The organism is Staphylococcus sp. MSU001 (genome assembly GCF_052976705.1).
In genome coordinates this window covers 18,161-37,494 of sequence record NZ_JBRIKK010000016.1, presented here as the reverse complement: position 1 = coordinate 37,494, position 19,334 = coordinate 18,161, and the positions used below count along the sequence as shown (strand labels likewise).

20 protein-coding genes, 2 tRNA genes and 2 pseudogenes are annotated in these 19,334 nt (G+C 31.4%); 9 read left to right on the top strand and 15 right to left on the bottom strand.

Annotated features, from left to right (window positions below; genetic code table 11):
* Positions 1 to 97 precede the first annotated feature (97 nt).
* Positions 98 to 1,105 carry an acyltransferase family protein gene (locus ACVBFA_RS08625; RefSeq protein ID WP_002446136.1) on the top strand — a complete coding sequence of 336 codons (1,008 nt, stop codon included), beginning with the start codon at positions 98 to 100 and terminating at the stop codon, positions 1,103 to 1,105.
* Between the two features lie 145 nt (positions 1,106 to 1,250).
* Positions 1,251 to 2,435 carry an aminotransferase class I/II-fold pyridoxal phosphate-dependent enzyme gene (locus tag ACVBFA_RS08620; protein ID WP_203422303.1) on the top strand — a complete coding sequence of 395 codons (1,185 nt, stop codon included), beginning with the start codon at positions 1,251 to 1,253 and terminating at the stop codon, positions 2,433 to 2,435.
* 349 nt (positions 2,436 to 2,784) lie between these two features.
* Here the strand turns inward: ACVBFA_RS08620 and menB are convergent, their stop codons facing one another.
* From menB to ACVBFA_RS08600, 4 genes are read right to left on the bottom strand one after another with little or no spacing between them, the layout of a single operon-like run.
* Positions 2,785 to 3,603: a 1,4-dihydroxy-2-naphthoyl-CoA synthase gene (gene menB / locus ACVBFA_RS08615; protein ID WP_001831706.1), complete on the bottom strand. Its 819-nt coding sequence runs from the start codon at positions 3,601 to 3,603 to the stop codon at positions 2,785 to 2,787.
* Entirely contained in the window at positions 3,596 to 4,399 is an 804-nt protein-coding gene (gene menH, locus ACVBFA_RS08610) for a 2-succinyl-6-hydroxy-2,4-cyclohexadiene-1-carboxylate synthase (RefSeq protein ID WP_126122422.1), read from the bottom strand. The genes menB and menH overlap by 8 nt, the downstream gene beginning before the upstream one ends.
* Entirely contained in the window at positions 4,386 to 6,059 is a 1,674-nt protein-coding gene (gene menD / locus ACVBFA_RS08605; protein WP_126122421.1) for a 2-succinyl-5-enolpyruvyl-6-hydroxy-3-cyclohexene-1-carboxylic-acid synthase, read from the bottom strand. The genes menH and menD overlap by 14 nt, the downstream gene beginning before the upstream one ends.
* Entirely contained in the window at positions 6,046 to 7,407 is a 1,362-nt protein-coding gene (locus ACVBFA_RS08600; protein ID WP_237638953.1) for an isochorismate synthase, read from the bottom strand. The genes menD and ACVBFA_RS08600 overlap by 14 nt, the downstream gene beginning before the upstream one ends.
* A gap of 178 nt (positions 7,408 to 7,585) precedes the next feature.
* On the opposite strand from ACVBFA_RS08600, the gene ACVBFA_RS08595 reads away from it, so the two are divergent.
* Positions 7,586 to 8,524 carry a 1,4-dihydroxy-2-naphthoate polyprenyltransferase gene (locus ACVBFA_RS08595; protein WP_002486594.1) on the top strand — a complete coding sequence of 313 codons (939 nt, stop codon included), beginning with the start codon at positions 7,586 to 7,588 and terminating at the stop codon, positions 8,522 to 8,524.
* 351 nt (positions 8,525 to 8,875) lie between these two features.
* Here ACVBFA_RS08595 and ACVBFA_RS08590 read toward each other — a convergent pair whose 3' ends face one another.
* The gene (locus ACVBFA_RS08590) at positions 8,876 to 9,433 is read right to left on the bottom strand and encodes a GNAT family N-acetyltransferase (protein ID WP_002486584.1); all 558 of its coding nucleotides are present in this window, start codon (positions 9,431 to 9,433) and stop codon (positions 8,876 to 8,878) included.
* A 229-nt stretch (positions 9,434 to 9,662) separates the two neighbouring features.
* Here ACVBFA_RS08590 and ACVBFA_RS08585 point away from each other — a divergent pair, with 229 nt between their 5' ends.
* The 3 genes from ACVBFA_RS08585 (at position 9,663) to ACVBFA_RS08575 (ending at position 10,689) form a co-directional block, all read left to right on the top strand.
* Positions 9,663 to 9,878 (top strand): TM2 domain-containing protein, encoded by a 216-nt coding sequence (locus tag ACVBFA_RS08585; RefSeq protein ID WP_001831694.1) that lies wholly within the window; start codon positions 9,663 to 9,665, stop codon positions 9,876 to 9,878.
* A 102-nt stretch (positions 9,879 to 9,980) separates the two neighbouring features.
* On the top strand, positions 9,981 to 10,097 hold the full coding sequence (locus ACVBFA_RS08580) for an SAR1012 family small protein (protein ID WP_002486587.1): 117 nt from the start codon (positions 9,981 to 9,983) through the stop codon (positions 10,095 to 10,097).
* A gap of 433 nt (positions 10,098 to 10,530) precedes the next feature.
* Positions 10,531 to 10,689: a replication/maintenance protein RepL gene (locus ACVBFA_RS08575; RefSeq protein WP_002446129.1), complete on the top strand. Its 159-nt coding sequence runs from the start codon at positions 10,531 to 10,533 to the stop codon at positions 10,687 to 10,689.
* A gap of 69 nt (positions 10,690 to 10,758) precedes the next feature.
* On the opposite strand, the gene ACVBFA_RS08570 is transcribed toward ACVBFA_RS08575, so the two are convergent.
* The 8 genes and pseudogenes from ACVBFA_RS08570 to ACVBFA_RS08535 form a co-directional block, all read right to left on the bottom strand.
* Positions 10,759 to 11,376 carry a LysE/ArgO family amino acid transporter gene (locus ACVBFA_RS08570; protein WP_099606836.1) on the bottom strand — a complete coding sequence of 206 codons (618 nt, stop codon included), beginning with the start codon at positions 11,374 to 11,376 and terminating at the stop codon, positions 10,759 to 10,761.
* 3 nt (positions 11,377 to 11,379) lie between these two features.
* Positions 11,380 to 12,326, bottom strand: a pseudogene (locus tag ACVBFA_RS08565) (fatty acid desaturase).
* 224 nt (positions 12,327 to 12,550) lie between these two features.
* Positions 12,551 to 12,772: a hypothetical protein gene (locus ACVBFA_RS08560; protein WP_002446125.1), complete on the bottom strand. Its 222-nt coding sequence runs from the start codon at positions 12,770 to 12,772 to the stop codon at positions 12,551 to 12,553.
* Positions 12,773 to 12,792: 20 nt separating this feature from the next.
* On the bottom strand, positions 12,793 to 12,909 hold the full coding sequence (locus ACVBFA_RS08555; RefSeq protein WP_002458042.1) for a hypothetical protein: 117 nt from the start codon (positions 12,907 to 12,909) through the stop codon (positions 12,793 to 12,795).
* 81 nt (positions 12,910 to 12,990) lie between these two features.
* Positions 12,991 to 13,449: pseudogene (mobV, locus tag ACVBFA_RS08550) on the bottom strand (MobV family relaxase).
* A gap of 721 nt (positions 13,450 to 14,170) precedes the next feature.
* Positions 14,171 to 14,259, bottom strand: a tRNA-Ser gene (locus tag ACVBFA_RS08545).
* 3 nt (positions 14,260 to 14,262) lie between these two features.
* Positions 14,263 to 14,337: transfer RNA gene (locus tag ACVBFA_RS08540), tRNA-Asn, on the bottom strand.
* Positions 14,338 to 14,518: 181 nt separating this feature from the next.
* Complete coding sequence (locus tag ACVBFA_RS08535) at positions 14,519 to 15,094, bottom strand: competence protein ComK (RefSeq protein WP_001829272.1); 576 nt, start codon at positions 15,092 to 15,094, stop codon at positions 14,519 to 14,521.
* 214 nt (positions 15,095 to 15,308) lie between these two features.
* Between ACVBFA_RS08535 and ACVBFA_RS08530 the strand changes: the two genes are divergently transcribed.
* The gene (locus ACVBFA_RS08530; RefSeq protein ID WP_001829292.1) at positions 15,309 to 15,527 is read left to right on the top strand and encodes an IDEAL domain-containing protein; all 219 of its coding nucleotides are present in this window, start codon (positions 15,309 to 15,311) and stop codon (positions 15,525 to 15,527) included.
* Between the two features lie 77 nt (positions 15,528 to 15,604).
* Here ACVBFA_RS08530 and ACVBFA_RS08525 read toward each other — a convergent pair whose 3' ends face one another.
* Positions 15,605 to 16,591: a lipoate--protein ligase gene (locus tag ACVBFA_RS08525; RefSeq protein WP_002487182.1), complete on the bottom strand. Its 987-nt coding sequence runs from the start codon at positions 16,589 to 16,591 to the stop codon at positions 15,605 to 15,607.
* Between the two features lie 204 nt (positions 16,592 to 16,795).
* On the opposite strand from ACVBFA_RS08525, the gene ACVBFA_RS08520 reads away from it, so the two are divergent.
* Both ACVBFA_RS08520 and ACVBFA_RS08515 read left to right on the top strand, forming a co-directional pair.
* Positions 16,796 to 16,981: a YkvS family protein gene (locus ACVBFA_RS08520; RefSeq protein ID WP_001829339.1), complete on the top strand. Its 186-nt coding sequence runs from the start codon at positions 16,796 to 16,798 to the stop codon at positions 16,979 to 16,981.
* Between the two features lie 5 nt (positions 16,982 to 16,986).
* Positions 16,987 to 17,589 carry a CPBP family glutamic-type intramembrane protease gene (locus tag ACVBFA_RS08515; protein WP_001829312.1) on the top strand — a complete coding sequence of 201 codons (603 nt, stop codon included), beginning with the start codon at positions 16,987 to 16,989 and terminating at the stop codon, positions 17,587 to 17,589.
* A gap of 102 nt (positions 17,590 to 17,691) precedes the next feature.
* On the opposite strand, the gene ACVBFA_RS08510 is transcribed toward ACVBFA_RS08515, so the two are convergent.
* Positions 17,692 to 19,197, bottom strand: coding sequence for a bifunctional metallophosphatase/5'-nucleotidase (locus ACVBFA_RS08510; RefSeq protein WP_164539705.1), 1,506 nt, complete (start codon positions 19,195 to 19,197; stop codon positions 17,692 to 17,694).
* Positions 19,198 to 19,334: the final 137 nt, after the last annotated feature.

Sequence of the window (19,334 nt, the reverse complement as noted above, 5' to 3'; positions counted from 1 at the left end):
TACAATACAAATATACACATTGTACAAATTCGTTGCATCATTACCTATTTTTATACTACATTAGAGTATGTCTAAATTGTAAAAAAGGAGAGCGTTTATGACAGCCATCAAAGATAGGGATTATTTTTTCGATAATGCTCGAGCAATATTGATATTTCTAGTCGTATTAGGACATTTATTACAGCCTTATACATCTGAAGATAAATTTTTACAAGCTTTATATTTATTAATATATAGCTTTCATATGCCTACTTTTCTATTTATCTCAGGCTACTTTGCTAAGAATTTAGATAAACCTAACTATTTAGAAAAAATTGCAAAAAAATTACTTCTTCCTTATGTAATATTTTTTGCGTTTTTCTCACTTTATTACTATTTCACTGGTAAAGAAGATGCAATTCAATTAGATCCATTTAATCCAGTTTTTGCATTATGGTTTTTACTCACTCTTTTTTTCTTTCACGTTGTTTTAGTTATAGTGAGAAGGTATAATCCGTATATTGTACTATTCATATCCGTACTTGTTTCTGTATTAGCTGGTTTCTCTGGCAATATCGACAGTTATATGAGTATATCAAGAACCATTGTGTTCTTCCCTATCTTCTTTATAGGACATTTGGTTACACAATCACATACCGAAAAACTAAGAAATAAAAAATGGATTCCCATTTCTATTATCATTTTGATTACCTTCTTTATAGGATATACAATCCATCCTATTAATGGAGATTGGTTATTAGGAAGTACACCTTATACTTCTTTAGAAAGTAACGGAGAGGATGTTTATAGTCCTCTTAAACGCTTATTACTCTATGTCATTATACTTTTAACTATGTGTGCATTTCTAAATCTAATGCCACAAACTAAGCGTATTTATACCTATATAGGACAGCGCACAATGTTTGTTTATTTATTACACGGTATCGTTATAGGAGTCATTCGCGGGTTTGGTCTATATCCATTTAAGGATCAGATTTCTATCTTTACCTATCTTTATTTATTTATCAGTGCGAGTGTGATTGTATTAATATTATCTTCAAAATGGGTTTGCAAATGGACGAATCCGTTCATTAATTTAAAAAGGCCTTCTCAATTTAAAAATTAAAATTTCATAAAACCTCTCTATATAAAAATACCAAAATGTAGAGATTAAAATATGTTATGATAGTAATAATTTGAAAGAATTATTAGACTATTTAAACAATTTAAATACTACATTTTGGTATTTTTATATAGAGAGGTTTTAGCAAATGAAATTATCATTAAATTCAAGTTCAAAATTTTTAAGAGCCCCTAGTATTCGTCAATTTTCTAATAGAATTAAAGCGATTGACGATTGTGTTAATTTAACAATTGGACAACCCGATTTTCCTATGCCAGATGTGGTCAAAAATGCTTATATCAAAGCAATCAAAAACGATAAAACAAGTTATTCTCATAACAAAGGTTTATTTGAAACACGACAAGCTATTAGCCAATATTTTAAACGAAAATACGATTTCTTTTATAGTGAGGAAGAAATCATCGTTACTAATGGTGCGAGTGAAGCATTAGATACATCGTTAAGAAGCATTATTGAGCCTGGCGATGATATCCTTATTCCAGGACCGATATACGCTGGTTATATCCCATTAGTTGAAACTCTAGGTGGAAATCCAGTATATATAGATACTACACAATCAGATTTTAAAGTAACACCTGAACTGATTGAGTCGCATCTAACGCATAAAACTAAAGCGATACTTCTAAATTACCCTACCAACCCAACAGGCGTAATACTCGAACGCTCTGAGGTCAAAAATATAGTAGACACACTTGTAAACAAACACATTTTTATTATCAGTGATGAGATTTATGCTGAAAATACGTTTAAAGGACAACATACATCTTTTGCTGAATTTCCAGAAATTCGAGATCAATTATTACTGATAGGTGGTTTGAGTAAGTCCCATTCTGCAACAGGTATTCGAATCGGCTTTTTACTTGGTCCTGAATATTTAATTGAAAAATTAACCTTTATGCACGCTTACAATTGTATTTGTGCAAATGTACCAGCTCAAATTGCTTGTACTACCGCTTTAAATGAAGGGATAAATGCCCCTCTATACATGAATCGTGATTATATTGAACGTCGTAATTACCTGAAAAAAAAATTAGAATCATTAGGCTTCGAATTAACTGCTCAACCTGAAGGTGCATTTTACATCTTCCCTAGCATTAAAAAATTCACGGAAAATGATTTTGCATTTTGTGTTGATGTATTGGAGAAAGCACACTTAGCTATGGTTCCTGGTTCCTCATTCACTGATATTGGCAAAGGGTATATTCGAATTTCATATGCTTATGATATGGAAACATTAAAAAAAGGAATGCATCGATTAGAAAATTATTTACACCAACATTATCCAGATCAAATGACCACTCAAACTATATAAATAGTCTGGAAAACATTTATTCCTGAAGTGAAATTTATGAGAGTAACAATCCCACATAACAATACAATAGGTTTAAATGTATCAAGTGTGTGCGCTAATCTGAGATTTACACTTGCAAATCGAGAGCATTCACTTTAAATAGTACATTTTCATTTTTAACATTGGTGATTACTTATATCTACCAATGTTGCTAATTGTTACTTATACTTATTAATTCCAATGAAATAATAAAATCGCCTAAGACACAATTCGTATCTTAGGCGATTTTAAATAATTGCTATTCATTAACTAGATTGGAATTGTAATTATAATATGCATTTTCAAAACCAGTCTATTATTCAACTATTGCTTATGGGAATTTAGGGAATTGGTCAAAATCAGGATTACGTTTTTCTTTAAACGCATCACGTCCTTCTTTCGCTTCATCAGTAGTATAGTAAAGTAAAGTCGCATCTCCAGCCATTTGTTGTAAACCAGCTAAACCATCAGTATCAGCATTCATTGCTGCTTTTAAGAAACGTAAAGCAGTTGGTGAGTGTTGCATGATGTCTTTACACCATTTAACTGTTTCGTCTTCAACTTGTTCTAATGGAACTACAGTATTCACTAAGCCCATATCCAAAGCTTCCTGTGCATTGTATTGACGGCATAAATACCAGATTTCTCTTGCTTTTTTATGGCCAACTATACGAGCTAGGTAGCCAGAACCGTACCCAGCATCAAATGATCCTACTTTTGGTCCAGTTTGCCCAAAAATAGCATTGTCTGCTGCGATTGTTAAATCACAAACAACATTAAGTACATTCCCTCCACCAATTGCATAGCCTCTAACCATTGCAATTACTGGTTTAGGAATCACACGAATTAAACGTTGTAAATCTAATACATTTAAACGAGGGATATCATCTTCACCTACGTAACCACCGTGTCCACGTTTTTTTTGATCTCCACCTGAACAAAATGCTTTGTCCCCTTCACCAGTTAATACAATTACTGATACATTTTGGTCATCACGCGCACGTGAAAATGCATCAATCATTTCAGCAACTGTTTTAGGAGTAAATGCATTTCTTACTTCTGGACGATTAATCGTTACTTTGGCAATCCCTTCGAAAAATTCATATTTAATTTCATCATATTCTCTAAGTGTTTCCCACTGTCTAGTCATTTTGCTCCTCCTTTAAAAAACCTAATATTATTGTATCAAATTCCGTGCTATCTTCCACATGAATTGTATGTCCGACATTAGAAATTTGAACTTTATGACTATCTTGTAAGTGATTCTCTAATTGTTGTCCTATTTGAACAAACTTTTTATCTTTTTCTCCTACTAAAATTAAAGTAGGAATGCGTATCGATGATAGATGTGGCCATAAATTAGGCATATGGCCTGTACCATAATCACGAAGTGCTTTAGCCAATCTATGAGCATCTTGACTCATGCGATTATTGCGAATACTTTGGCGTATCTCAGGAGCTAGATTATACTGCGAACGAAAAAGTGGCAACTTTTCCCAATCATTCACAAAAATATCTAAACCAGCAATTTCAAGTACTTTCGCACGTGCAGCATCCACTTGGTCACGTTCCTCTTTATCCGTCTCATCTTGAATACCTGCTGAAGTACTCTCTAAGAGCAACCCTGATAGCGTTTCATTACCATGTATGGCATAATAAAGCGCTACCCGGCCACCCATAGAGTAACCTAGAAGAAACACATCATATGTTTGATATTGTATTAAAACCTCATCAAGTTGACGTGTAATGAACGGGAAATCCCACACATCATCCATACTTGAGGTATCTAAGCCATGGCCAGGTAAGTCAATTGTTAGCACGTTCGTATGTTCTATGAGGCGTTCTATATGTGAATGATAAGTAGTAGCATCACTTATGAAACCATGCAACATCACCAATAGTTGCTTACTTTGGTTCTTAGATTCATAAAAATTATAATGTAACATTAACAATCTCACTCAATTTCTGATATAAATATTGATGTTGATGTAAATTTTCGTCTCTATTGGTCATAACTTCATACATGTGAGAACCCATTTTGGATAATTCAGCATATTTAAAGTCAGTCAAATTATCAAAACGCTTAAATGTAAAATCATATAACAGTGCAGTATATTCAAAGTTTAAGCCTGTTGGTGTTCCAAATAATCGCTCAAAATATTTTGTAGCCGATCGTTTTTGAGGTAAATATGAAAAGATACCTCCTCCATCGTTATTAACTAATACAATGTTAATATGAAGTTCATTTAATTTGGCCATTAATAAACCGTTCATGTCATGATAAAAAGATAAATCACCAATAAGCAACGTCACATTCTTATGTGCCGCCATACCTAGCGCAGTTGAAACTACTCCGTCAATTCCATTGGCACCCCGATTAGCGTATACAGATGCCTCACTATCAAACAGTAAATTATCAACATCTCTAATTGGCATACTATTTCCGACAAATAATGTATCTTCTTTTGTAAGTTTTTGAATTAAACTCCCCACATAAGCCGCTTCATCTGTCGCATGCTTTAAGTAATCACTTATCTCAATGCGTGCTTGTTGTTCAAGTGATTGCCATTGTTGTAACCATTTTTTTCGTTCAACAAGTGGTTCTTCCATTAATGAACGGAAAAAATCATTTGCTGAAATCTCATAAGATATATGAGGAGGTGTTGGAAATACATCAATTTGATCATTATTCTGCACAATAATTTGATACGCATCGGTTTTCTTCAACCATTGATTTAATTTTTTAGAAATAACTGGCTTACCTACACGTATGACATAATCTACTTCTAAATTTAAACCAGCTCGATACAATAAATCATAAGTGGTTATAACATTAGGATGTTTCTCCTTACGAAGCTGACTCAGGGGATCTGCTAAGATTGGCAGATCATATATAGTTGAATACGTTAATATTTGATCAACAGCTTGGTGTTGCATATCTCCGACAATGATAAGACCATTTTTTTCTTGTAATATGTCTTTTATATCATCTACCGAAATCGATTTCTGATAATGAGGTAACGTTTTAGTTACAGATGTTAATAAATCGACACGATCTAAATCTGGTGTTAGTGGTTCTCTAAATGGTAAATTAAAATGAATCGGTCCTCGGTGTGGTCCATATAAATATTGACTTGCAATTTGCATTTGATAATTAATTGTATCAATTGTATGTTCACTTCCATCAGCAATCGGCAAATCAAATTGAAAGTTCACATAATTACTAAACATATTTACCTGATTAATTGCTTGAGGTGCACCCACACTGCGCAGTTCATGCGGTCTGTCGCTCGTTAAAACAACGAGTGGCAAACGACTAATTTGACTTTCAGCTATAGCGGGCGTGTAGTTCGCAGCAGCTGTTCCAGATGTACAAAGAATTGCTACAGGTTTTTCGCTACCTTTAATAAGACCTAAAGCAAAAAATGCAGCACTTCGCTCATCAGGGTGAATCCACGTTTTAATACTTGGATGTGCTTCGAAAGCAAGTGCTAATGGTGTTGAACGTGAACCTGGACTAATTACTACTTCTCTTACACCATAAGCATAAAGCTCTGAAGCAAATGAAAATACTTGTTCAGTTAAAGCTTCACTATGATTCATCATTATTATCTACTCCTAAGGCGTTCATCATTGGTGAGAATTTAACTGCAGTTTCAGCAACTTCACTATCAGGATCCGAATTTTTAACAATGCCGCATCCAGCGTATAAAGTCGCTTGTTGCTCTTTAATTAGCATAGAACGTATAGCAACAATGAATTCACAATCATCATAAACATCAATATAGCCCACCGGCGCGCCATATAAACCTCGAGTACCAAACTCTTTATTCTCAATAAAATCAAGCGCTTCTTCTTTAGGGTAGCCACCTAACGCAGGTGTAGGATGTAAACGATCGATTAAACCAATGTATGATTTGTCATTTAAATTAGCTTTGATTTCCGTATATAAATGATACATATGATCATTTTTTAAAATATTAGGCGTCTCATTGTACTCTACATCCTGTACAAAAGGCTCAATATCATTTAAGATGCTCTCAACAACAAAACGATGTTCTCCTAAATTTTTCTTATCTTTAAGAAATGCCTCTATATTCTTATTATCTATTTGCTCATTATGTGTACGTTTAATGGTACCTGCTACTGCTTTTGTAGATAAAACACCATCTTCAACTTTGATTAATTGCTCAGGCGTTTGAGAAAAGAATATTGACTGATTAGCTTCTAATAAAAATATATAACTGTTTTTTTCATTTTCAAGAGCCCGATTTAAAACATATGGAATATTGATTTTTTTATCAAATTTAACTAAACGACGACGCGCGAGAACGATTTTTTTATTGTCGTCAATCGTATCAATCGCTTCTTTTACAAGCTCACGCCAATCATCCTTATAAATATCTTCCATACGCGTCACATCTCCAAGTGTTTCCACTGGATTATCCATGGTTGTTTGTTCAAAATGTGCCACTAAAGTTTTAAATGCTTGTAAATCGAAATCTTGTCGCTCTGTTGTATAAGTTAGATAAGTACGCGTACCTTCATTAGAAATTAATACTTTAGGTAAAACAAAATGGTTTAAACCATATTCTCTCCATTCATCATCTGATTTGTGACTCGAAAATTGAAAACCGCCACACAATCTAAGATGATGATATCTATTATGTGGATGAATGAGTTCAATATTATTTTTTAATTTTTCCCAGTCCCTAAAAATGGATTGCTTATTCTCAAAGTCGTTTTTAAACCTATGAATAGCATGATATCCAAAATACGAAGAATAATTATCATTTAAGCGCATGTAAAAACGGTCCCCAGCATCTTTTTCAGTTAAATGAAACAACACACTAGGTTTCATAGTTTTATTTAATTCAACTTCAACTGAAACCCAATCTTTTGTACTTTCATATAACTTATCGAGGATTGCCTGTTCGTCTACATTCACATCCATTTTTTTCACTTCTTTCTCCTCCGAATTTTACTCATTATTACATTGTATCATTTTTAATCTTTTATGTTGTTATTAATGCTTAAACAAAACATGCAATTTTTCACGTTGATTGACCTTTACTGGTGTTTCATTTAAAATGTTGATGATAAAACTATATAAATAAGAGGTTGTGCATATCATGTCAGATCAATATCAACAATATTCCACTGTTAAGAAGTACTGGCAATTGATGAGACCTCATACTTTAACAGCCGCTGTTGTCCCTGTACTCGTTGGTACTGCAGCAGCTAAAATATATTTACTCGGTAGCGAAGACCATCTAAAATTTAGTCTTTTCTTAGCTATGTTAGTTGCATGTTTGTTAATTCAAGCTGCAACAAACATGTTTAATGAATACTATGACTTTAAAAAAGGTCTTGATGATCATACCTCTGTGGGTATTGGTGGTGCTATTGTACGTAATGGTATGAGTCCAAAACAAGTAATGAATTTAGCAATTGCTTTTTACATCATTGCAGCACTTTTAGGTATCTTTTTAGCAATACAAAGCTCATTCTGGATTATTCCAGTAGGCATTGTTTGTATGGCAATTGGCTATCTATATACCGGTGGCCCTATTCCAATTTCATGGACACCTTTTGGTGAACTATTTTCAGGATTATTTATGGGTATGATTATCATACTACTTTCATTTTTCATACAAACCGGTAATGTTCAAGGATATGCCGTTTGGTTAAGTATTCCAATAGTCATCACAATTGGTTTAATCAATATGGGCAACAATATTCGTGACCGTATTAAAGACAAGGCTAGCGGTAGAAAAACTTTGCCTATACTTTTAGGTAAACGTGCTTCTGTTATTTTTATGGCAATAATGTATGCCGTCGCATATATCATTGTCATCATTACAGCCTTTTTTAAACCTGCGGGATCATTATTTTACTTGTTAGTCTTATTATCATTCCCAATGCCTATTAAAGCGGTGAGACGTTTTAATAAAAATGATACGCCTGAAACAATGATGCCTGCGATGGCTGCGACAGGTAAAACGAATACATTCTTTGGTTTATTGTATGCATTAGGAATCTATATTAGTGCACTTTTAGGTGCAATCTAAACTTTCACACGAATGAGTCTGGGACATTAATCAATGCCCCAGGCTTTTTTATTGCAAACATAGATAACAATTTAATTTAAAAACATACTTAATATCAAGTTATTTCAACATTTGTCTAAACCCAAAATTTCAAACAGAAATTCTACAGACAAGACAAGTTGGGGTTCGGGGCCCCAACATAGAGAATTTCAAACAGAAATTCTACAGACAAGGCAAGTTGGGGTTCGGAGTATGTTTAGACAATGCGCTTATAACTTATAACCCACTGAAACCATTTATAAAAATTCAATCTGTAAACAAAATTGATGGGTATTCATTTATATACACCACACCTTTCATTATGATGTGATGTTACTTATTATTCAATGTCATGTGAAAATATTGATGGCCATATAAATGAATTGTCTCATCCTCTTTAAACCCTAATTTGTGATATAGATGGCGTGCTTTATTATTATCATAATCACAATTCAATCCCCATTTTTCATGTGCATGAGTGGAAATGACATACTTTAAAAGTTGTGTTGCAATACCTTGTCCTCGATATTTTGGAGACGTTACTACTGTTTCTATATATATTTCATCATCATATGATTCTTTTTCAGGTAATGGTGTACCTAACTGAAGAATATCTTCTTCAAGTGGTAACTTAAGCCATTGTTGTTCATAATCCATTTCCTCTTTCCCAGGATATGCAATTACACATCCAGCAACAACCCCGTCTTTCTCATATACCCAAATATGCTCATAAAACGACCGATATCTTACATTCACAATACTTAATTCTATCGCTTCAATAATACGATCTTTAGTTATTTCCTTGGTAATATCTAATTCCATATCTCTCCAAATAAGATAACATAACTCTGCAATCTGTCGATTATCACTCGTTTTCGCTTTTCTAATCACATTTGACTCCCCTTTTAGATATTGATAACTAAAGTTTATACTCAATTTCTAAATAAAAATAAATACGACATGATGTTGACATCTTAAAATTAAACAATCACTATAAATTTAAACCTTCACTTTATATCATAACATCTTCTTTAATACTTTTACTTTGATAAACTAAATAATTATCTGTAAAAATAAAGATAAGACTAAAAACTAAATTAACCATATGGAGGCAGACATAATGAAAGTTAACAAAACAATTTATATTATAGTAGCATTGATTTTAGGTGGTCTGGGCGTGCATAAATTTTATGCCGACCAAGTTGGACAAGGTATTCTACATCTCGTCTTTTTCTGGACTGGCATTCCAAGTGTTGTCGCAATCATTCACGCTATCATTGTTATTTTTACTAAAAAAGCAGATGAATACGGCTACATAACTTTTGATAAAAAATAAGATCTAAAAATATTTCTTCATATTTTCCAAAAAACAAATTTTACTTTTAGCTCCTACAAAAACTGGGTATAAGATATCAAACAAAATATAAGGGGAGTTAACATGCAGAATATTGTTAAAAGAGTGATTAGAATTTTAGTTTCCGGTTATATTGTCAAAATGATACGAAACCTTATTTCCAAAAATTCTAACGATAGAAATAAAAACAATCACAAATAGAAATATTAAAAAACGGAATTGATTAGCAATTCCGTTTTTTAATAATGTTCGTTGCCACAAACATTCTTTTTTTCTTGTGATATACATGCGAATTACTCAACTTATCGAACTACATCTTTGGTACGTTTCTCTTATTTTCTTCATTCTTAATTTACTAAAATATTAAATATTGATTTAAACTTTTATTATTAACTTTAGTATTCAATATTAGTTTAGGATTATCAAAATTACTTTTTTGGGTCTAAACGACCGTCTATTTCCAAAAGAGATTTATAGTTATATAATTTTGTGATTTTCTCAGTGTTTTCGACAGTACTAGATAGTTTTTAAAAAACTTACTCTCCCCATTTTTTCTAGTTTATTTATTAAAACAGATTTTCTTTTACTCATAATACTTTCATCAAGATTTAAATCTTGATGAAAATATTGCAGTGTGGAGAAACTTTCAGTATTATCGTTAATACTTTTACGTGGTGATGATAATAAACATAGACATTTGCTTGTAGAATTTGAGGAGTTCGACAGAGCAAATGAAGAAAAACACGCAAAAGTTGAATATCATAGTTTTAAAAATAAAACAGATACATTATAACACGTAAAGCACTGCCCTATTTTGAACAGTGCTTTACGTGTTATGTACATCCATCAGTTTGCCTTAGCTCTAACTTAAAATTCCAATAATATTTTTTAATATAATTAATCCTACAATAATAACAATAACGCTTGAAACTTTATTTAAAATAACGATATACTTACCACTTTTATCAATTTTTCCTGTAATTCTTCCTAAAATAGCTAAAAAGACAAACCAAATCCAAGATACAGAAATTGTAGCCAATGAAAAAACGACTTTGTCATAACCATCATAAACTGAAGCACTCGTTCCAATGACACCAACAGTATCCATTATTGCATGAGGATTTAATAAAGAAACAGATAAAGCAAATAAAATCTGCTTTTTAGCTGGCATAGGTTCTATTTCTTCGATATTTGAAGGCTTTTCTGTCCATAAAGACCATGCCATATACATCAAAAACAAAAACCCGATGATGTAAATAAAAAGTTGTAAAGTTGGCATAGATATAAGTATTAAAGATACTCCTAAAATAGCTATTACAATTAAAAAAGTATCACACAGTCCGGCTGTTATAATTACAGGTAATGCTTTACTAATTTTTTTTTGGTTAGCTCCTTGATTAAATACAAATACATTTTGAGCCCCTAAAGGTAAAATTAAACCTAAAGCTAATAATAGTCCATGTATCAAAGGTTGCAACATATTCTAACTCTCTTTCCTTTCATAGTTCGGTGTACAAATATCTTTAACTACACTATAAAAGCCAGGCAATGTAGTTTTAAAAAAGCCAGTACAATGATGAGCATTTCGATATGCTGTATCTTTCATCAAAATTTCATGTGCCTTTTTAAATTATAGTGAGGTATAGCCGGGAATAAATGATGAACTAAATGATAATTATCATGATGTGGGTGAAAAATAAAAATAGTCCATGGCATACCAAAAGTATTCCTACTAGCAGTTAACTCACTTTTATTATTTAAACCTGAATGTTCTGCCATTTCTGCCCAATATCTTATAATCTGAAACGTTGTTAAAATTGGAATTAGCCAATACAATATAAGATACAGCCAAAAATTAAAAATAACTGATGAAGTAATAATAGCAATCCAGAAAATATTTTTAACCCAAATTTCAGATTTTGGAACCTCTTTAGTATATAGGTTAGCTGATACAGTACCGACTATGTATTTAGGTACATGAAATAACAAGAGAACTTTTACTATGTGATTCTTTACAAACATTTTTGTACTCTTCTGTGGCTTATCTAAACCAACCAATCTATATCTTTTAGTGTCAGGATCATTCTCTTCATCCCATAAATTTCTATGATGTTGAAAATGTGAATTACAATATGCTGTATAACTAGTAAATACTGAAAATGCAACGAATAAACAAGCTATCCATTTATTCCAAAACTTATTTGTAAATAAAGATCGATGACAAGCTTCATGCATTAAATTATCAAATGCTCTCATTCTACTACCAATTAATATAATAGCTACAAGATAGATCAAAATGTTATTAAAAGTTACAGAAATTAAAATACTACTAAAAATAACAAACCAATCAAATAATAACGCAATCACGTTATTATAATTGTTCTTTTTTATTAAAGGTTTTAACTCTTTCCTTATCTCTTTTGAAAACACTGCTTTTTATTTATCGTAATATTAACAAAATTCAGAATTTTAATCAACTATATGTGCATGTTATAAATGCATACCTCTATCCGTTTTTGATTCTTTTGTTCTTGTATTTGTTCTAGCTCTGAATAGAATTCTGGGTTCATTTGTTTATCTAAGTGTCCTGCTAACCCATTTAGTTTTGGTTCATCTTCTGTTAACTTATTAACTCTTTCCTCAAATGTGTTTCTTCATAAAACTCTTTCTAGCTCTTTTAGTAAGATTTTTAAAAGCTTTAACACTATTTCTACATTCTCTTTAAATGGCTTTGCCATTTCGTAAAGTCGGTTGAAATTATCGTCTATATTTTCAATACACTCAACTGCTTTATTTAATAAATCATCTTTCTCTCGTATTTCCTTCTCTTTATCTTCTAAGGCGCTTACAGATTTTATACATTCGTAATCCTCCATAATTCTTTGTGCTATTTTTATTACTCTTGAAACTGATTAAATTCATCTTTGTTTATAACAACATTCGCAGTCTCTTGTAATTCTTTATCAAACAAACCGCCTACTTTTTCTGTTTCAACCTCATATGGATCGTTCAAAGACTTTCTAAGCGTTTCTAGTGATTTTAAGTAGTCTTATTGTATCAATTCTTCGTTATTTTGTTTTATACGGGCTAAATTTTATCCCTCACGTTCATATTCTTTCTTATGATATTCTGTTTTTTGTTTATAACTATTAACTTGATTGTGTTGTCTATTTGTTAATTCTATTGAAGTTCCTCTTTCTAATTCATAACCACGTTCATTTACATACTCATTAAATTTATCTTGAAAGCTTGCTAATGCTTTTTTATTACCTACAACATCTTTAGCACTTAATCGTCCATCTTCTGTAATTGGTACAATTTCAAAGTGCACGTGAGGCGTTTGTCCATATGAAGCTTTGCGTATAACAAATTATCTTTCCCGTATTCTTGTTCTAAAAATTCTTTAACCTGTTCAAAAAATTTTTTTATTTGCTAGTGTCTGATTACTAAAAAATTTATTATCTGATGTAATCATACCGTCTATATGTTTTACTGCGTCTTTTCTAATTTTTCTTTTGCCTGTATAGTTCCGCTCAATTTTTTCATCAATCAAATCATTAAAATTTTGTTTTTAGTCATTTATCAAATCATAATTTAGATGTTTTTTTGAATGGTCTATATCTTCATTTTCATAATTAAATTTTTCTACTTTGATAATCGAATAAGACATATTAAAATCGCTCCTATACATAAAGGTTTTGCGTGTATTTTATAATTAAAAGTCTAACAGACAAGACTTATTTTCAATAAGTCATTAATACATGTGCTCTGCCGAGAGCAAAAAATATCGCTTATAATGGATTTAAACCATTATAAGCGTCATTACAGAAAAGACTAGGTCATGCAAATATTGAAATTACTTGGCGTGTTTATAGTCATTTATTAGAAGTATTAAAAGGTGAAGAAGTTGCAATGCCCGATAGTATAATATATTTTTAAGTGCTCAACGAACCAGACAACTTGTCTTTAATTTAATCAATATTGACTACGCATTAATCAAAATATTTAAAATAGACTTTTACAGATTTTCAACAAAATAAAAAAGAACGCTGATATATCAACGTTCTAGCGTAATTTAGTTAATCAGAATTAAACTGATTTTTATTAATGAACGGAAACGTAATTTAATATTGCGGGGGCGTTTTTATCAATTTAACAATATAGAGGAACGTTTAGTTTAACTTACAAGGTTTAACGATAGATAACAAGATATAACAAAACCCCGTCAAATCAACGTTTTGTTTTACGGGATTTAACGAGGTATAAACAAATAACGGAAACGGAGGGATTCGAACCCTCGCGCCGCTCTCGCGACCTACACCCTTAGCAGGGGCGCCTCTTCAGCCAACTTGAGTACGTTTCCACATGGCTCCGCAGGTAGGATTCGAACCTACGACCGATCGGTTAACAGCCGATAGCTCTACCACTGAGCTACTGCGGATAAATAATAAGTAAACTATCTCTATCAAGCACAAGTATTATTATATCAATCTTGTTGAATTTTTCAAGAGTTATATTAAAAAAATATACGGAACATTTACACTTATTTAATATTAACGTCCCGCATATTTTAAATTGAAACACTGTCATCAATTTTTAAAATCAATAGTTTGGGAAAAAAGCTAATTTTCTTCAAAAAGAGAGTAGCGTGAAAGCGCCTCGAAAATATTTAAGGAGGACTGATTATAGTCAATAGGTTGTTCAGGATTGTTAGATTTCATTCGTGATTGCTTATCTACCATGTAATAATAGATGATTGCATTCGTATATTGATGCCACAAACTATGAAATGATACATTGAGTGTTAAAGAATCACCATTCGCAAAAATTATTTTACTCTTACGATTTTTAAGTTCTTTAACATTTTCAATATAATGCATATTAATCCATATATTTTCTTCTTGACGGTCCGAGTGAGTTGGAAAAAAGTAAGTAGGAAAAAGAGGTGTAAGTAAAATAGGTGGTTTACTAGAAATTCCAGTAATACGATTCGTTTCTGCTTTTTTACTAATATAATTATTGCCATAAAACTTACATGATCTTTCGATAATTCTCTGTACTTTAAATGGACTTTCTTTGCGGGTTTGATCAAATCTGATAATCTCAGTACCATTTGTCTGCTGATATTCATCATATTTAGGTCGTATTACCATATCACCTTTTCGTATAACATAAATCGTTTCGGGTAAATGTGTCATTAAAAAACCTCACTTTATTCAATTACTTAGATGGTTATTAAAACTAAAAAATAATAACCTAATAATATTTTATCCGAGCTCAAAATAAAGTCAAGTTCTACTTTTATTTTCTTTTTACACATATTTCTTTTAAAATGTCAGAATATTCATTGATTTCAAAATTTAAAATCAGTATAATACTTATATATTAAATAATTGAAAGGTCGTGGTCTTTATGAATCACAATACTGAGGTCAAGTACACTACATTAGAAGATTTTGTAATGACAGTGAACGATTTAGGCGTTGAACTCGTCATTGAAGAAGCACTCAGAAATGCAAGAAAAGCTAAACTTAAACTGTTAATTGATGAAGCGCTCATCAATAAAAACGAGAACGATTTTATTCAATATACTAACGAATTTAAACAATTGGAGGCATTTTTAAGTGAATAAATTAGACTCGAGTCACTCTTCATAAAAGGTCTATTCCCTACTTTAAAACAAGTTGAGAATAGACCTTTTTATCATACTTAGGACATCAATCTTATAATTTCATACTTATCTATATCCCCAAAGTAGTGATAGAAATCATAATTTTGAAGTGCCTCTTCTATATGTTCAAAATCATGTAAACAACCTACTAACGCATGTTCAAGTTCGGTTACATCACCTTCGCCGAAGAAATCTCCAAATAGTTTTGCCCGTTCAATTCTTCCTTTTTTTACATCTAATTTTATTTGAATAAAACCTTTCTCAAATTTCTCTTCACGCTCAATATTATATTTTGGGTTGCTGCCATAATTCCATTCCCACGTACGATACTTTTCATTACTTAATTGCTTAATATTCTTCCAATCTTCTTCTGTTAGTACATATTCTTCAACTTCATTTTCACCAAAAATAGTTTTAAGAATAATTTGTTTGAATTCTTCTATATCTATTGGCTGTTCTAGAAATTCTTCAATATTGGCAACTCTTTTTCTAACAGATTTAACGCCTTTAGATTTAATTTTAGCTGGATTCACTTTTAATGCATTTTGAACTTCATTTAAATCACAATTTAGCATTAATGTACCGTGACTAAACATTCTATTTTTTACTTTAACCATAGCATTTCCAGATATTTTAGCTTGCCCTACTTGTATATCATTCCGTCCAGTCATTTCAGCATTAACTCCCATTGATTGTAAGGCCTGTACAATGGGCATCGTAAACTTTTTAAAATTATGAAAGCTATGACCATCATCATCTGTGATAAAGCTAAAATTTAAATTTCCAGTATCATGATAGACAGCCCCACCTCCAGAAATACGTCTTACTACATCAATTTGATGTTTATCAATATACGATTGGTTAACTTCTTCAATTGTATTCTGATTCTTTCCAACAATAATTGAAGGTCTGTTAATATAAAATAAAAAATAACTTTCTTCAGAAGGTAAATTTTTAAGAACATACTCTTCCATTGCTAAATTGAGGGAAGGATCATTAATATTATTGTTGCTAATAAATTTCATAACATTCTCTCCTTAAATAAGTCTCTCTATATGCCCTTACCCTAGTTATGAATGATTTATAAGAAAAATTCCACTCTTTTACTCATTTATGAATGATATTTTATAATTTTCTTTTAGTTCACTTCTTTTTCATAGAAATTAGTTTATTTGTCAAGTAAATTTTAGTACAATATAATCTAGCTATGATTTAAGGGAGGACTCGTAATGACTGTTGCAGAAGTAGGTAATATAGTAGAATTTTATGACGGTTTAAGAGGCCGTGTCGAGAAGATTAATGATAACTCTGTTATTGTAGATTTAACTATTATGGATAATTTTAATGAATTAGATTTACCGGAAAAGACAGTTATCAATCATAAGCGATACAAAATCGTTGATCAAGAAGGTTAATTAAAATGAAAAATGTTTCTAAAGCTTTGATTTGGTTTGTTATAAGCTTCATCATCTTTCACGCAATATTATTTGTGATGTGGGGAGAACATCAGGAATACTGGTATTTATATACTGGCATTATGTTAATAGCTGGAATAAGTTATGTTTTTTACCAAAGAGACATTGCATCCAAACGATTATTAACTTCCATAGGCATGGGTATAATAACGAGTGTCGCACTCATTATTATACAATTGATTTTTTCACTTATTTCATCAGAATTATCATACGCATCTTTAATCAAAGAATTATCACGAACGGGTGTCTACTTTAAATGGCAAATGCTCGTTACTTTATTATTTGTGATACCTTGTCATGAACTATATATGAGAACTGTTTTACAAAAGGAATTAATAAAATATAACTTACCGAAATGGGCTAGCATTTTAATTGTTGCAATATGTTCAAGTTCATTATTTATATACTTAGATAATTGGTGGATTGTATTCTTTATTTTTGTAGCTCAATTCATTTTATCTCTTAGCTATGAATATACGAGACGTATTGCTACGACTACAATTGGTCAAATTGTGGCTATCATTTTATTATTGATATTCCACGGATAAAAAAAGCATTTCTTAGACTCATGAATTTGAGCTAAGAAATGCTTTTTTAAATTAATTAAAGAAAAAGTGACACATACACCGTTATAAATAGTACGAGGAAGATTAATAAACTTTAAAATTATGGTTTAATTTCACAGAATACGTGTCACATTTTAAATTTTTTCTAATCAATCCACCCATCGTTTCCGAATATGTGTCGTGAACGATAGCTTCTTGTAAATACATTTTGTAGTTTCTATAACAATAATCAGTCATTGTTATTCTATACGAATCTTCTTCATTTAGACCATTTAATTTCACTCTATTAAACGGTGATTGTGACATGTCTATACAATAATCAAACCCTTGCCAAACTGTAAATAACGTTTCATCTATCATTGTCATACTTAATTGTCGCTTATTAAAATCAATATGCGCATAACTGTATTCAAGTATATCTTTGATATTTTTACCTTTGACAGTGATATCTATAGGTTTATCTGGATGAGGATATGCATCGTATATATCTCTATTTCTTATAGTTCCTTTTAACCCTTCTTCACCATTCTTAGGTATATGCACACAAGAAATATCGTAATTATAGGCTAATCGAATTGCATCATGTAATAACTGAGTAAAAGGATGCGGCTTACAAATAATATCTTCAATACATTGAACTGTTAAGCCATTGTTTTTGTTTGAAACAACTGAATTTGCCCAGTGTTTAACTGCCTTACGGTCATAATATGTTTCTTTCAATAATTGTTCATCTTCATGGTAATCATTTAAGTCTATAACTTTTGAATCGATGTGCTCAATTTCATAAGAAGTTGTCCGTTTCTTAAATTTAATTGAAAGATGTACTAATTCCTCAGCATTTTGACCTGCTTGAACATATATAGTTTCATGATCTTTTCCAACAACTGTTTGATGTTGATGAGCGGTAATAATTACATCAATAACACCAAGTTCTTCCATAATTTTTTCAGCTTCATTTACATTTTTTTCATTTCTTTTATTGGTACTACTTATTTTATTTAACCCACCATGATAAATAACAATAAGGAAGTCTGGCTCTTCAACTTCATGTATGTATCTAATCCAACGTTTAGCTGAAATCAAAGTCTTCTCAATACAGACATCTTCTTCCATTTCTGCGTACTCGTTCTTCATTAATCCATCTGAGGTTAAACCTACGATAGCAATTTTCAAATCTGAATACATTTTGATTGTATAAGGCGTAGAAAAATATGGCTCTCTAGTAACAGTATACTCTATATTTGCTGATAGCCAGGGAAACCTTGAGAGTGCAACTGAACGTGTCAAAAAAGATAATCCAAATTTAAATTCATTAGGGCTAATTCCACTAGCATCATAGTGCATTGCATTCATCAACTTAATCATAGGATGACGTTTATATGGTGCTACAACGGCGTAATAGAATGCTGCAAGTGATCCCGCCAAACTTCCCCCACTATCTAGTAATATGACATTTTCATTATTTTTTCGAGCTTCATTAACATAAGTACCAGCTCGATAAATATTTGAGCCATAGTCACCATTTAAGAAGTGACTATGCATATCAGAAGTTGCAATCACATCAACTATTTTATTTTCATTTTTTTCCATAGAGCCACTCCTCTCCTTAAATTTAGTGTAACATGTACCATTCATTAAATGTTATAAAACTATTATCGCATTGATATCATTCCAAATAAAAAAACTATTAGCAAAGGTGTATGTATGCCTTTGCTAATAGTGTAATG